Below are 13,768 nucleotides of genomic sequence, written 5' to 3'. Positions count from 1 at the left end.
CCTATTCAATCATCGCTGTAGAAAGCTGATAGCTGTGGTGGCCTATCCGGCGCAGCATGCGCACCGCGGAGCGTCGAAACATATCTCCTTCTAGAAGGCATTCACAACTTGATAGTATGCCTCAAGTTCACATTGCTGATGTTGGCACTGTTCAGTCCTTGCCCTTCAACGGCTATAGCGAATGCAACGATGTATCTGAGTCGTTCTTCGGTACGGTCACGCCTTTGGGCGCCGCCATCTTCAATGCACAGTCAACTTTGTATGATCCATCATCATGTGACAACCAAACGACTGCCGTCCATATCGCTGGGACCGCGCAGCGTCACGACGTACCCTTGTACGACGCACGCCCGATAAAACTGAGTGCACTAACTTGGACTACCTTGTGATCGCAAAGAACAAAACGGCATCGGATGCGGAGTAGGAAACGACGCTGCCTCTCGCAATCCACAAGCCCTGCCCCGGCATCAACTCAAGCGTCGCGCCGTCGACCGATACGGCAAAACGGCCGGAGATTAACAGAAGCGTCTCTTCGTAGGTGAGCTTCTTGGTCGCGCCCGGTTGGAAAGACTGTGCATGCAAAGCTTCGCAAGCATTTGTCATGCATCGCATCCTTCCCGCTATCCACGGATGCCGTGTGTTGTGTCCTCGCGCTTTGCTACGTATATCTAATTTACAGCGCATTACGCTCGCTCAAAAATCCGCACCCCACGCGAAATTGCAGCGCATGGGGTACGGGGCGCACCCTTCCCGGTCCAGACCATTCCGATCAATGCATTTTATTCAATCTCGTATCAATTAGTATAACTATCTAATTTAGACATTAAAATTTGTGTCTTATACCGATGCGCAGCGCTGCTTGATGATCATTGCTCGATGCTAGCAACCCGATGTTCGCGTGCGCGGCGCCGCCCGTTGAATCCGTCCCCGATGCTTTCTGGTATACCCCGATCAGATAAAGGTCCGTGCGCTTTGACAAGAAGTAATCGAGACCGAGCGAACCCTGATGATATGTCGCGCCGGGATTCTTGCCCACCGAACTGCCATGGTTGTAGTCGTAAGCTGCCCCAGCGAGCAGCGCCGGCGTGAACTGGTATCGGAAGTTGATTTCCGCGTTGTTGAAGATTGCGCTTCCGCTATATCCCTCAGGATTCGGACCACTCGAAAGATCGCCAAGACCTTTGAATTGGATGTTGGAGAAGGTGCCTCCAATCGTCGCCGGCCCAATTGTGTAGGCTCCGCCCACACCGAGAACCTGGTAGGTATGCGCAGACAGATAGCCGCTAAATACCGGAGATGTGTTGTTTGCTACCGTGGCAGAAGGCGTCCCTGATGTGCTGCTGCCCCAGAAACTCACGTTCGGGTCGCGCACATTCAGGTATCCGGCGCCCAGACTGAGAGGCCCCTTCGTGTATCCAGCGCCGAATGCGATCTCTTGGTTTCGAGTCACGTTACCTGCCACGCCGCCGAGACTGTACATCGCACGGAAGGTAAGCCCACTGAAATCGGGACTTATGTACTTGAGCGAGTTGTTGGAACGCCCAGAGTAATTAAAGTTATCCAGATCACCGGGATGCTCGCCCAGATATGTAGCCCACTGCCCTGACGCCGCCAGCACACCCATGTAGTCGGTCATCGGGTCGTATTGTCGTCCAAGCGCCAACGTACCAAGTTGACTGCTCGATACCCCTATGTAGGCCTGCCGGCCGAATTCGAGACCACCTTGCCCGAGCTTGCCGGTATTTGTGTCAAAGCCGTTCTCCAGAACGAAGATTGTCTTCAACCCTCCGCCCAAATCCTCGACTCCGCGCAGGCCAAAGCGGCTTCCCTGCATGGCGCCAGAAGCCAATTGGAAAGACGGTTTTCCAACGCCCGGGGCGACCTGCGAATTGCTCGTGTAGGTGAGTCCATCATCGATCAGGCCGTACAGAGTCACGCTACTTTGGGCATGGACCGTGTTGGTGAAAACGCACATGACGGCCACTGCTAGAGACGATTTTTTCATTGAGGATCTCCAAGTATTACCAGTTATAAGGGTTCATACCTACACGCGTGCAGGCGTACTTCTCAAAAGAAGTCAGAGCGCAAGATAGCAAGCAAAAAATCCCTTGCCAATATTTGATTCAAAAATTAGTATTTGATCAAATCCTGTCAGGGCTGACATCACGCCTTGTCCCGATTTTGGGCCACAGGTCCTGTGGCCATACCCTGAAAACTCAGACCATTAGGAGAGTGCAACATGATGGAAACCTTCTTCACCAACTCAAACTCTGAGAAGAAGTTCGGCTATTGCCGAGCGTTGAGCGTTGACGGGTGGGTGTTTGTTTCGGGCACCGCTGGCGCCGATTTCAATACAGGTGAGTTCCCTGCTGACATCGAGGGTCAAGCCCGCCAAATGGTGTCGAACGTCGAGTACATCCTCAAAGAAGCTGGGTCCGGTCTGCACGACGTCGTGATGCGTTCTATCTATCTCGCAGATCCCAAGGACACCCCCACGGTGTGGGGCATCGTGAACGAGAAAATGTCGCATTCGCCTGCCAACCAGGGCTTGTCAGTGAATTTCTTAGCGGATCCAATCAAGGTCTACATGTCAGTGATCGCGCGCAAAGGCGCAGGCACACCTAAGTAGCCATCGAGATTAGTTGGTAGCTGCTCCGTGGTGACACGCGTATTCATGGCGCAGCGGACATTCCACCCCAACCAACTGCGAGACCGGGCTAGCTCGGTCTCCTTAAAACGCAAAGGAGCAAAAGAGTGGAACACTGTCGTCGTCGCATATTCGTTGCGGGCAGCACTTTAATCGCCGCGTCCGTTCTATGTCCTCTGAGCTTACGTCGCGCCAGTGCGCAGAGTTCTCAATCGCTTATCTGGGGGTCCAATCTGCCCCCCACGCTCGATCCGCATGCCCTCTACGACGTTCCCTCGGCTTTCACGCGGGTGAACCTTTACGACGCCCTGTTCGAATATGACGGTAACCCCGCGGTTCTGAAACCCGTACTCGTCGACTCATACAAGATCTCCCCCGACGGCAAGGTTTACGACTTCCAACTCAAGGAAGGCGTGCGATTCCATGATGGTGGCGTTCTCTCGGCTTCCGACGTTGTATATAGCTTTAAGCGCTTACTGACGCTAGGTACGGGGCCGGCCGCGGTGTTTTCTCACGTCCTGAAACCAGACAGCCTGCTCCCGACGGGTGCACATTCATTTCGCGTGCAGTTATCCGAACCTTTCTCACCACTACTTGATACCTTAACGGCAGTTGCAATCGTCAATCAAAAGCTTCTGGAATCCAAAACGACCAATGGAGACTGGGCCCAGGACTGGATTTCGAAGAATGACGCCGGCTCAGGCCCTTATCGCGTGGTCGACGGAAGCTTCACTGGGTTAATTCATCTTGATCTCGCCGTTTATCCGCAGTACTTCCGGGGCTGGTTGACCAAGACGCCTATCAATAGCGTACTCTGCCGCCCCGTGCGCGACGACGCCACACGTCTTCTTGCCATAGAAAAAGGGGACATCGACGCGACCAATACAAATCTGCGACCCGACCAGCAGGATCGACTTCTCAATGCGCCAAACGTTGAACTCGTGAAAGGCGCCGGCAAACGGCTGTTCCTTTTTCGCATGCATAACGGACGAGCACCGCTGAACAACGTGAACTTCCGCAAGGCGCTGGCTTGTGCGTTCCCGTACGATCTTTACATCAGCCGCATCATGCGCGGCCAGGTCGATCGCAATCCTGGTCCCCTACTGCAGGGTATGTGGGGTTATCCGCCTAATCTCGAAGGCTATAAGTATGACCTCGGCCGAGCTCGTCAGTACTTGGAAAAAGCCAAAGCCGAAGGCGCTGACATAACGCGGGAGATCAACTTCCTTGCGCTCGTGGGATTTGACGAAACCGTCCAGGCGGCACAACTGCTGCAATCCGAACTACGCAAGATCGGCGTAACGCTCACCATTTCAAAGGCCGTATGGGCCAATGCGTCGCAACGTATCAAGCAGGAACAAACATCCCCTGATATCTGGGCGCACTGGATGTCCGCGTACTACCTCGATCCGGATAACTACTTCGGGCAGATGTATTCACAGGCCGCCATCGGTACAGACCTAGGCTCTTCGTGGTACCGCGACGAACAGACGGATGCCTTGATTGTTCGGGCCAGGCGGCTGCTCGACAAGACACAACGGAAATCTTTGTACGAAACGATCTCTAACCGCCTGGTGGATCAGTGCGTTGACATCTGGATTTACAACGGTTCGGCCACGCGAGCGATCCGTAAGCGCGTCAAGGGTTATCAGTCTGGCCTCATCGGTGACAGCGTGCCGCTTCGCGCGATGTATCTGCAAACTTAGTACGAAGTACCGCAATCAAAACCTTCCCGAGGAAACCATGTTTTCGTTCCTGCTTCGGCGCCTCCTGCTATCGATTCCCGTTCTCTTCGGCTTGATGGCGCTGGTGTTTCTTTTGACTCGCACTATTCCATCCGACCCGGCTGCTGTCCTGGCCGGAGATCAGGCAACCCCAGAACAGGTGGCTGCTATCAGGACACGTCTGGGGCTTGATCGCCCATTGCCCACACAGTTCGCGTATTACATCCGGCAGATTGCAACGGGTGACTTTGGGACTAGCCTGTACACACATCGGCCTGTAGCCGAAGATCTTGTTCAACGCTTACCCGCCACAGTGGAACTCGGGGTGTCCTCGCTGCTACTAGCGTTTCTTATTGGCGTGCCACTCGGCGTCGTCTCGGCCGTACATCGAAACACCTGGATTGACTATGTCACCAGAGGCTTCACAACCGGCGGTCTTGCAGTGGCCGCGTTCTGGATGGCGATCATTTTGCAACTCGTTTTCTCGATGTATTTCAACCTGTTGCCACTTGCGGGCAGGATTGCACAGACAGATACGCCCCCCCAATCGATCACCGGCCTTTACGTCGTTGACTATTTGCTGCATGGCAATCTGCATATGGCCTGGCAGGCCCTCCTGCATCTTGTTTTACCCACCATCACGCTTGCGCTGCCGGCAATTGCCACCCTCGCGCGCTTCATGCGTTCCTCGATGATGGAAACGCTGCAAAAGGATTTCATTGCGTGGGAGCGTGCCGTCGGATATGGGCATCGGCGACTTATCTGGATTTACGCCTTGCGCAACTCCCTGTCCGCAACCGTCACACAGCTTGGTCTCATCTTTGGCATGTTTCTCTCTGGTTCAGTGATTGTGGAGGCGATCTACGACTGGCCCGGACTCGGCGACTATCTGTATCTGTCGATAACGACGTCTGACTATGCTCCGATTCTGGCGACGACCCTTCTCATTGGAGCCATCTACGCTCTAGTCAATATCGCCGTCGACCTGCTTCAGGCATGGATCGACCCGCGTGTGGGAGAACAGCAATGAATCCAGCACTCAGACGCTTCGTACGCGACTATGCGGCGGTGGCCGGCACCGCACTGTTACTCATCATTGTGATATGTGCAGTGTTCGGGCCGTGGTTCGCACCCTATCCGAATGATGCTTTTGACACGAATCCGCTGAATAGTCTTCTGCCGCCGTCTGCGGCGCACTGGCTGGGTACTGACACGCTGGGACGAGACGTGCTTTCCCGAACAATCCTCGGAGCACGTGTTGCCTTGTTCGTCAGTATTGTCACCATTCTCGGATCAATGATGATAGGCGTGCCACTGGGTCTGTGCGCAGGTTACTTCGGCGGTGCATCGGGGCAGGTCATCATGCGGCTTACCGACCTGTTTCTTGCGGTACCTCAACTCATTCTTGCACTTGCCTTCGCGGCAATCATGCCTCCTTCGGCCGGCACGGCGATTCTTGCACTTACGCTCACCTATTGGCCATATTTCTGTCGGGTCGTATTTGGAGAAGCGAGACGTGTGCGTTCAAGCGTCTTCATCGACGCGCTTGAATGCACGAGATGCCCCCGCTGGCGCATTGTATTCGCGCATGTACTGCCCAACGTAGCGCCTGCAATCGTTGTTCGGGCCACGATTGGTATGGGCGTGACCATCTTGACCGCAGCAGCACTCGGTTTCCTTGGTCTCGGCGCCACTCCCCCAACGCCCGAGTGGGGATTGATGATTGCTGAAAGCCGCCCGGACCTGCCAGGAGGATGGTGGCAGTCGACGTTTCCCGGCATCGCCATTTTCGTCACGGTCCTTGCATTCAATCTTCTTGGTGACTCGGTGCGCGAAGTCATTGACCCGCGGCAACGGAGGTCGTCGTGAAAAGACCAGTCCTGTGTGTTGAAAACCTTAGCGTCGTGGTCAGAACCGATGGCAGATGGGCCGCAATTATTGATCGCGTGAGTTTCGAGGTAGGCGAAGGAGAGGTGCTTGGTCTCGTCGGTGAATCCGGGTGTGGCAAGTCCACGATGGTCAAGACACTGCTCGGCGTCTTGCCACCCTCGTTACGCGCCAGTCATGGAAAGGTAATGCTCGGCGGACGTGATCTGCTTGGGATGAAAGAGAAGGAGCTATCTGGTTCGATCCGGGCACGAGAGATAGGTTTCGTGCCGCAGGACCCTGGTCTGGCGCTTAATCCAATGTTTCGCATCGGAGACCAGCTTCTCGAGATCTGGAAACGCCACGCGCCGCAGTGCCTCAGGGACCGCAGCATCGCAGCGGGTCGTGCGCGTCTTATTGACTTGTTCAAGCAGGTGCAGCTACCCGATCCCGAGGGCGTCCTGACGCGCTATCCACACCAGTTTTCGGGTGGTCAGCGACAACGGGTACTGATCGCAGCGGCCCTGCTTTGCCACCCCAAAATCATCATCGCTGACGAACCTACCACTGCGCTCGACGTCACTATCCAGCAGCAGATATTGCAGTTGCTTCGTGATCTCGCAACGCGGCTGAAGGTCGGAGTGCTTTTTGTGACACACGACTTTGGTGTCGTTTCGCAGTTGTGTGACCGGGTGGTCGTCATGTACGCCGGTCAGGTAGTCGAGACCGGCGACAAGCATGTGCTCCTAAAGGAGCCAAAGCATCCCTACACGATTGCGCTGCTCGACTGTCATCCCGACCGCATGTCAACCCTGCAGGGTATTCCGGGGACGGTTCCCCCGATCGGCGCACTGCCAACAGGCTGCCGATTTCATCCCCGATGCAACTGCGCGACGCCTGCTTGTCCGACACGGGAGGCAAAGCTCGTGCCCATCGCTGACAGATGGTGGGTGAACTGCGTTCACGCGGAAACTAAGGGCGTAAATCAATGAGCTCTCCTTTGCTTGCGGCAACAGGTCTGGTAACCCAAGTGGGAAAAGCGGGTCTTCGCGCAGTAGATAACGTTGACATTCATCTCTGGGCAGGTGAAGTACTCGGCATCGTCGGTGAGTCTGGCTCAGGCAAGACGACGCTTGCCCGCACCCTGCTTGGCCAGCAGCAGGAGAGCGCCGGTGAGATATGCCTCCATCAAAAGCGGGTCTCCGGTGTGGAACCGAGGCGAGCGCGTGCGGCCCGTCGTGTTATCCAGTACGTGCATCAGGACCAGGCCGCCGCTCTTGACCCTTGGTGGCGTATTGGCAATACGCTGCACGAGACGCTTAGGGTGTCCGGTGTGCGCAACTCGGATGAACGCAAGGAACGCATCGAGCAGATGCTCAAGGCTGTCGGGTTACATACGGGCGTACTGGAGCGCTATCCGCATGAGCTATCTGGCGGGCAGATTCGCCGGATTGGCCTCGCGCGAATCCTGTCGCTGCGACCCGAAATTGTAATCCTTGACGAGCCGACGGCCGGCCTGGACCTGTCGGTGCAGGCCAATGTCCTGCGACTCTTCAAGGACATGCAGGCGCAGTTCAATCTCAGCTACATCATGGTTTCTCACGACCTGTCAGTCGTACGACTGATGTGCGACCGTGTTGCGGTCATGTACTTGGGAAAGATTGTAGAAGTTGCTCCGTCCCAACAGCTTTTCGAGAGTCCAGCCCACCCTTACACACGCAGCATGCTAGGCGCGGCGCCCCGAGTCGATCCTGAGCGGCAGGTCCAATCGTCAACACTCAACGGTGACCCACCGTCGCTGATGAAGACCCCTGATGGGTGCCGCTTCCGCACACGGTGCGATCACGCAACTGATGCCTGCTCGCGACACGTGCCCGAGTTAGAAACGGTCAGCGGGGAGCATTCGGTTGCCTGCCTGCGCTGGCGCGACTTGACGAGCTTCAATTTAACCCGTTCCCACTAGGACATTCTCATGAAAGAACAACTCGAATCACTTACTCGCTACGAGGTCGGCATTGATACAGGCGGAACGTTCACCGACGTAGTCTGCCGGAGCGCATCCGGGGAAGTCAGGCGCGCAAAGCTGTCAAGCACTCCCGCCGACCCGATGCAGGCAATTCTTAGCGCAGTCGACCATATCAAGAATGAATGGGGCATCGACCAGTCGCAAATAGAACGGTTTGTACACGGTACAACCGTAGCGACGAATGCAGTTCTCGAACGTAAGGGAGCCCTGACTGGCCTTATTACTACCCGTGGCTTTCGTGACGTACTCGAGCTCGGACGCTCAAACCGGAAAGATGAAGATCTGTACAACATGGTGCTCACGCCCAATGTTCCGAACTTTCTTGCCCCAGCGGCGCGCCGCATGGAGGTATCGGAGCGAGTCGGTGCCGATGGGACCATCGTTACACCGCTCAATGAGGATGAGTTACTCGCTGCGGCGGACCTGCTCGTTTCAGAAGGGGTCATCTCCATTGCAATCTGTTTCCTCTTTTCTTTCCTGGATCCTGCCCACGAGAAGCGTGCGGCCGAGTTGATCCGTTCGCGGCATCCGCATGTTTCGCTCTCGCTCTCATCTTTCGTCGACCCCTCCTACCGAGAGTACGAGCGCACGGCCATTACGTGTTTCGATGCGTATGTCAAACCGACCCTGGCGAGTTATCTGCACCGCACGGACACCGGTTTGCACGATAAACGTGTTTCCTGTGGCTTGCAGGTGATTCATAGTCGCGGCGGTGTAACGACAGCAGACACCGCGACGGAGCGGCCCGTGCGCCTATTCCTGTCTGGACCCGCCGGCGGTGTTATTGGTTGCCAAGCCCTGACCCAGGCGGCCGGCGTCGAGAACGCAATCACTGTGGACATCGGTGGCACAAGCTCGGATATCGCCCTGATTTCCAAGGGCAAACCCATGATCAGCAACTTAGGTTGGATTGACGGCTTTGCGGTTCGCGTGCCGATGGTTGATGTCAATTCGATCGGCTCAGGCGGAGGATCTATTGCCTGGCTCGACGCCGCGGGCGGCCTCCACGTCGGCCCCCAATCGTCCGGGGCATCACCTGGCCCCGCATGCTATGGCCGCGGCGGCGAACAGCCGACTGTCACCGATGCCTCTCTCGTCCTGGGTTACCTCAATCCTGATACGTTTGCCGGCGGTCGCATTCCTCTGCGAGCGGAACTCGCCAGCGAGGCCATCAAAAAGCAGATCGCCACCCCAATGGGTATCTCAGTGATCGAGGCTGCGCTCGGTATTCATCGTGTCGTGAATGCACAGATGGCTGAAGGCATCCGGTTTGTCTCTGTCAAACGGGGCCACGATCCGCGCCGTTTCAGCCTTATCCCGCTCGGCGGTGGAGGAGGAATGCACGCGACCCCGCTGGCTCGCATTCTTCAGATGTCGAAGGTACTCGTCCCGCAACTGCCAGGCGTGCTTTCGGCTGTCGGACTGCTGTCTGCACCCATTGAGCATGAGCGTTCCGTCGGCTATCCGAGGAAACTCGTTGATACCACGCCGGATGAGTTGCACCTGGCGTTCGGCGAACTCGATGCGAGCTGTGCGGAGTTGATGGATCGCGAAATCACAAGCGGTCTCGACCAGTACATCACTCACAGCGCAGATGTTTGCTATGTAGGGCAATCGCACCACATCGAAGTGCCTGTTGATCTTTCGCAAGCGGACCCACGGCCGGATCTCTACGCAAATTTCCTCAAGATTCACTACTCCATCTATGGGCACGCGGCCGAGCGGCCTGTCCGAATCGTGAATCTGCGCGCGGTCCATCAGGCTCTTCAGCCTGAGCCGCCACCGTTGAAGCTCATCGAGGAGCGCGGGGAAGCGTCCGAAGAGACATATCGTCAAATTGTAGTTGAAGGCTCACTCGATCCGGTGCGGGCCCGAATTGTCGACCGCACCACGCTGCGTAACGGCGACGTGGTCCAGGGCCCCGCAATTATTGAGCAAAGTGACACGACAACCCTGATTGAACCTGGCTGGACCGCACGGGTGCGGTCCGACGGGTTATTACAACTTGACAGGTAAGGAGCAGGCATGAAAATCGAATCCCTACGCACAGATGTTACGGTGGACCCGATTCTTATGGAGGTCGTACGCTACCGGCTACAAGGCATCGCTGACGAAATGCAACTGACGCAGGTCCACGCGTCATTCTCGTCCGCAGTCAAAGAGGCTTCCGACGCCGCTGCCAGCCTCTTCATGCCCGATGGCACAGTGCTCGCGCAGTCTCGCTCCATTCCCTTTCACCTCGGCACGCTCATGCCGGCTGTGACGCATATCATCGAGCGTTTTCCCGTTACGACGATGCTCGAAGGTGATGTCTACCTTCTTAACGACCCATATCACGGCGGCTCGCATCTACCCGATATCGTCGTCGTGGCACCTATCTTTCACCACGGTGAAGTCATTGGTCTTTCCGCCTCTGTTGCTCACCACAACGATATCGGCGGAATGCTCCCAGGCTCACTCCCTACGAACGCTACGGAGATTTTCCAGGAAGGCCTGAGAATACCTCCGATGCTCTACACACGCGGCGGCAAGGTCAATGAGACGCTGCGGGACATCATGCTCCTGAACGTGCGCACGCCGGATACGCTGGAGGGCGATCTCAACGGTCAGATCGGAGCGTGTAACATCGGCGCACGTGGCTTCAAACAGTTGGCTGAGGAATACGGCGTCCAGCAACTTTCGTCGATGTGCACGAAGCTGATTGACTTCTCGGAAATGCGCGTGCGCGCAGACCTGGCGAAGCTCCAGGACGGCGTATACGTCGCCGAAGACGAACTGGACAATGACGGGGTCGAACTCGACAAGCGCGTTCCGATCAAGGTTACAGTGACCCTTCGAAATGGCTCCATGCACGTTGACTACACGGGTACGAGCAGCCAGACCAAAGGACCCATCAATGCCGTTCCGTCAGCAGCCAAGGCCGCTGCGTACTACGCCCTGCGGTGCATTACCGACCCGACAATTCCGAGCAACGGTGGATGCTTCAGGCCGGTCACACTAACGCTTCCCGAGGGTTCGCTGGTCTGTCCGAAAGCTCCCGCGCCCGTGAACGCTCGCACCGCCAGTACACGGCGGCTTGCCTCGTCAATCCTACGCGCCTTACGGCCCACATTGCCGGAGCGTCTCACCGCGGAAAATTCGACGCTGATGCTCGTCTGCAAATACATTGGTTCGAACGACGCGGGCGAACGATTCGTTGTCGGCGACCACATGGTTGGTGGTTCGGGCGCTGCGCTGCATTGCGACGGCGTTGATGTTGTTGCCTCCGACATTGGCAACACCTGGAACCTTCCCATCGAAGCGATTGAGATGGACGCTCCGATTCGCATTCTCGAGCAGTCGATCCGATGCGATTCGGGCGGCGCCGGCCGCACCCGGGGCGGTAACGGACTCGTGCGAGAATTCGAGGTGCTCTGCAACGAAATGCAATTCTTGCATCGAGGCGAGCGCCATTTCGTCCCAGCGCACGGCTGCGAAGGCGGCGGCGACGGTGCACTTGAAAAGAGCACCATTCTTCGGGGCGACGGAGCGACGGAAGACATCCCGTCGAAAGCAATCGTGTCGCTTGTGCGCGGCGACCGGGTTCGAATTGAAACACCCGGGGGCGGCGGTTGGGGCGATCCTCATGCGCGTGACCGGAACATGGTCGAGGAGGATGTTCGAAACGGAAAGGTCAGCCGTCAACAGGCAGAATCGTTATATGGCCTGAACGTTGCGGCCTAGGCGTGCGAGCGTGCTGCCGGATGTCAGAATTTCTCGTCCGGCGGCACAGTCTTCGGCACAAAGCTCCTCCATGAAACGGTGGTAGGCTTGACCGGGATTCTGTCCTGATCAGCGCATCCCGCCAGCAGGGCTCGGCGTAAGGACCTAAGAATTTTCCCCATTTAAATCAAATATTTACCGCTATTTACCTAGCTCCAAGCTGATGCTCACCGAAAATGAAACCACCGTTGCGAGCAAACAAACCGTGTACGCGGAGGTCCGAGAACGGCTGCGCAGCGACATTCTCTCAGGACATCTCGCACCTGGCTCAAGACTGACGATCGCCCCGTTGACGAAGCGTTACGGAACCAGTCCGACACCTATCCGAGCTGCGCTGCAGGAGCTCCAAGGGCAGGGACTCGTTATTACCACGCCGCATCAGGGAGCTCGCGTCCGTGACATCGACGAAGACTACGTCGCAAATATCTATGAGCTACGTCGTGCCATCGCCGGAATCTTGATTCCACGAGTCGTCCGGTTCATCTGTGATGACGACATCCAGATCCTGGAATCAATTGAGATGGAACTTGAGTCGGCAATCGAAGACAACGACTTACCTCGCCATATCGACGCATCACGTAGATTCCACTACTTCCTCTACTCACTTGCCAGAAATGAGGAAGCGCTTCAGGCAATGGATAGAACCGGCCCCCTGCTGGATGTCTTGCGTCTGAAGTTCGGATACGGGCCCAGCCGCCCTCAGGACGTAATCAAGACCCACCGCAAATTCATCACCGCGCTGAAACGCCGTAACGGAGCAGTGGCGCTCGAGCTCTTCCAGACATCAAATGAACGAGCGCTCGCAGATCTGATCGAGCAGGTCCGCAAGGAACACGTAGAACGCAACAAAAAGGGCTAAACGACTTTCACAACCCGCGCGGCTACCTTACCCGGCGGTCATGGTTTTGGTGCAATCGAGAAAACGAATCGTTAAAGCGTCAACTGGCCTTTCGAGAGTTACTGACCGGAAAGCTGGAGAGCATGGGTGAATTGTTCGCGGGCAACCACTTTGATCTGGAGGTGATCATTCTGCCCGGACGCTGAGGCCTGCGCTACAAGCTCAGTTTGAGGGATCTTGTCCTGTGGTCCCGTCGAGACTGCTCGCACGAGGTATCCATGGACGAACCCAAAAGGGAGAGAGTCGTTTTCGATATTGACCGGTCTGTCCTGACGGCAACGTGAGAAGACGGCGTTGTCGTAGAAGCAGTCGAACCACGGCATCTCGCCGTGCTTCTGTTCTCCGCGGGTGTATGGCACGCGTAAGTCGTCATACCGTACTGCAAAGATAGGAATATAGCACTGCTAAGGGGTAACAAGATCGTACAAAACCATCGCCTCAACCAGCCGGGGCGGTCCGAAAGCGGCACCTGACACTCTCCGATCGCATGCCTGCCCCTGCCGAAATGGCAAATGGCAAATGGCAAATGGCCCGAGCGCGATTCATACGCTATCTTGGATGATTCTTTCCCACGCTTTCAGGTCAGGATTATTCGGCAACCCATCCAGCAGCACGCCGACTAGTGATATCAAGCCTTTGCCCAATCCACCGGACGCCGCCTTTGCTGCTGCATCATGCCAGCACTCGCTTTCGGGTAAGCGGTGTTTTCTGCACACTTCGGAGGAAGCATGGCGAACGGCGCTCCGCTAAAACGGCATATCGTCGAAATGCGGCGTGGCTAATGACCGTTTCACGGACTTTAGCCAGCCCTTCAGTTGCTTGAGGTCGTCGAATACGAGCAGGTC

10 protein-coding genes are annotated in these 13,768 nt (G+C 56.4%); 9 read left to right on the top strand and 1 reads right to left on the bottom strand.

The window, feature by feature from the left end; genetic code table 11:
• Window positions 1-823: 823 nt before the first annotated feature.
• Window positions 824-2,005, bottom strand: coding sequence for a porin (locus ABH944_RS44020; RefSeq protein WP_404615623.1), 1,182 nt, complete (start codon window positions 2,003-2,005; stop codon window positions 824-826).
• A gap of 234 nt (window positions 2,006-2,239) precedes the next feature.
• Between ABH944_RS44020 and ABH944_RS44015 the strand changes: the two genes are divergently transcribed.
• From ABH944_RS44015 to ABH944_RS43975, 9 genes are all read left to right on the top strand, one after another.
• A complete protein-coding gene (locus tag ABH944_RS44015) occupies window positions 2,240-2,629 on the top strand; it encodes a Rid family hydrolase (protein ID WP_404615621.1) in 390 nt (129 codons plus the stop codon).
• A 125-nt stretch (window positions 2,630-2,754) separates the two neighbouring features.
• On the top strand, window positions 2,755-4,353 hold the full coding sequence (locus tag ABH944_RS44010; protein WP_404615619.1) for an ABC transporter substrate-binding protein: 1,599 nt from the start codon (window positions 2,755-2,757) through the stop codon (window positions 4,351-4,353).
• Window positions 4,354-4,390: 37 nt separating this feature from the next.
• A complete protein-coding gene (locus tag ABH944_RS44005) occupies window positions 4,391-5,401 on the top strand; it encodes an ABC transporter permease (RefSeq protein ID WP_404615617.1) in 1,011 nt (336 codons plus the stop codon).
• Window positions 5,398-6,240, top strand: a complete 843-nt coding sequence (locus ABH944_RS44000; RefSeq protein ID WP_404615615.1) for an ABC transporter permease — start codon at window positions 5,398-5,400, stop codon at window positions 6,238-6,240. The genes ABH944_RS44005 and ABH944_RS44000 overlap by 4 nt, the downstream gene beginning before the upstream one ends.
• Complete coding sequence (locus ABH944_RS43995) at window positions 6,237-7,229, top strand: ABC transporter ATP-binding protein (RefSeq protein ID WP_404615613.1); 993 nt, start codon at window positions 6,237-6,239, stop codon at window positions 7,227-7,229. The genes ABH944_RS44000 and ABH944_RS43995 overlap by 4 nt, the downstream gene beginning before the upstream one ends.
• Window positions 7,226-8,200: an oligopeptide/dipeptide ABC transporter ATP-binding protein gene (locus ABH944_RS43990; RefSeq protein WP_404615611.1), complete on the top strand. Its 975-nt coding sequence runs from the start codon at window positions 7,226-7,228 to the stop codon at window positions 8,198-8,200. The genes ABH944_RS43995 and ABH944_RS43990 overlap by 4 nt, the downstream gene beginning before the upstream one ends.
• 9 nt (window positions 8,201-8,209) lie before the next feature.
• The gene (locus ABH944_RS43985; protein WP_404615609.1) at window positions 8,210-10,279 is read left to right on the top strand and encodes a hydantoinase/oxoprolinase family protein; all 2,070 of its coding nucleotides are present in this window, start codon (window positions 8,210-8,212) and stop codon (window positions 10,277-10,279) included.
• Window positions 10,280-10,288: 9 nt separating this feature from the next.
• Window positions 10,289-11,986, top strand: a complete 1,698-nt coding sequence (locus tag ABH944_RS43980; RefSeq protein WP_404615607.1) for a hydantoinase B/oxoprolinase family protein — start codon at window positions 10,289-10,291, stop codon at window positions 11,984-11,986.
• 202 nt (window positions 11,987-12,188) lie between these two features.
• Window positions 12,189-12,884, top strand: a complete 696-nt coding sequence (locus ABH944_RS43975; RefSeq protein WP_404615605.1) for a GntR family transcriptional regulator — start codon at window positions 12,189-12,191, stop codon at window positions 12,882-12,884.
• Window positions 12,885-13,768 lie beyond the last annotated feature (884 nt).

Origin of the sequence: Caballeronia udeis, from assembly GCF_044909315.1 — a bacterium.
In the GTDB taxonomy this organism is placed as follows: domain Bacteria; phylum Pseudomonadota; class Gammaproteobacteria; order Burkholderiales; family Burkholderiaceae; genus Caballeronia; species Caballeronia udeis_A.
The sequence above is the reverse complement of the archived record's forward strand: the minus strand, read 5'-3'. Positions and strand labels throughout refer to the sequence as shown.

Excerpts from the sequence above, each read along its gene's own strand:
- ABH944_RS44020 (WP_404615623.1), bottom strand. The coding sequence starts at position 2,005 with ATGAAAAAATCGTCTCTAGCAGTGGCCGTCATGTGCGTTTTCACCAAC.
- ABH944_RS44015 (WP_404615621.1), top strand. The coding sequence starts at position 2,240 with ATGATGGAAACCTTCTTCACCAACTCAAACTCTGAGAAGAAGTTCGGC.
- ABH944_RS44005 (WP_404615617.1), top strand. The coding sequence starts at position 4,391 with ATGTTTTCGTTCCTGCTTCGGCGCCTCCTGCTATCGATTCCCGTTCTC.
- ABH944_RS44000 (WP_404615615.1), top strand. The coding sequence starts at position 5,398 with ATGAATCCAGCACTCAGACGCTTCGTACGCGACTATGCGGCGGTGGCC.
- ABH944_RS43990 (WP_404615611.1), top strand. The coding sequence starts at position 7,226 with ATGAGCTCTCCTTTGCTTGCGGCAACAGGTCTGGTAACCCAAGTGGGA.
- ABH944_RS43985 (WP_404615609.1), top strand. The coding sequence starts at position 8,210 with ATGAAAGAACAACTCGAATCACTTACTCGCTACGAGGTCGGCATTGAT.
- ABH944_RS43980 (WP_404615607.1), top strand. The coding sequence starts at position 10,289 with ATGAAAATCGAATCCCTACGCACAGATGTTACGGTGGACCCGATTCTT.
- ABH944_RS43975 (WP_404615605.1), top strand. The coding sequence starts at position 12,189 with ATGCTCACCGAAAATGAAACCACCGTTGCGAGCAAACAAACCGTGTAC.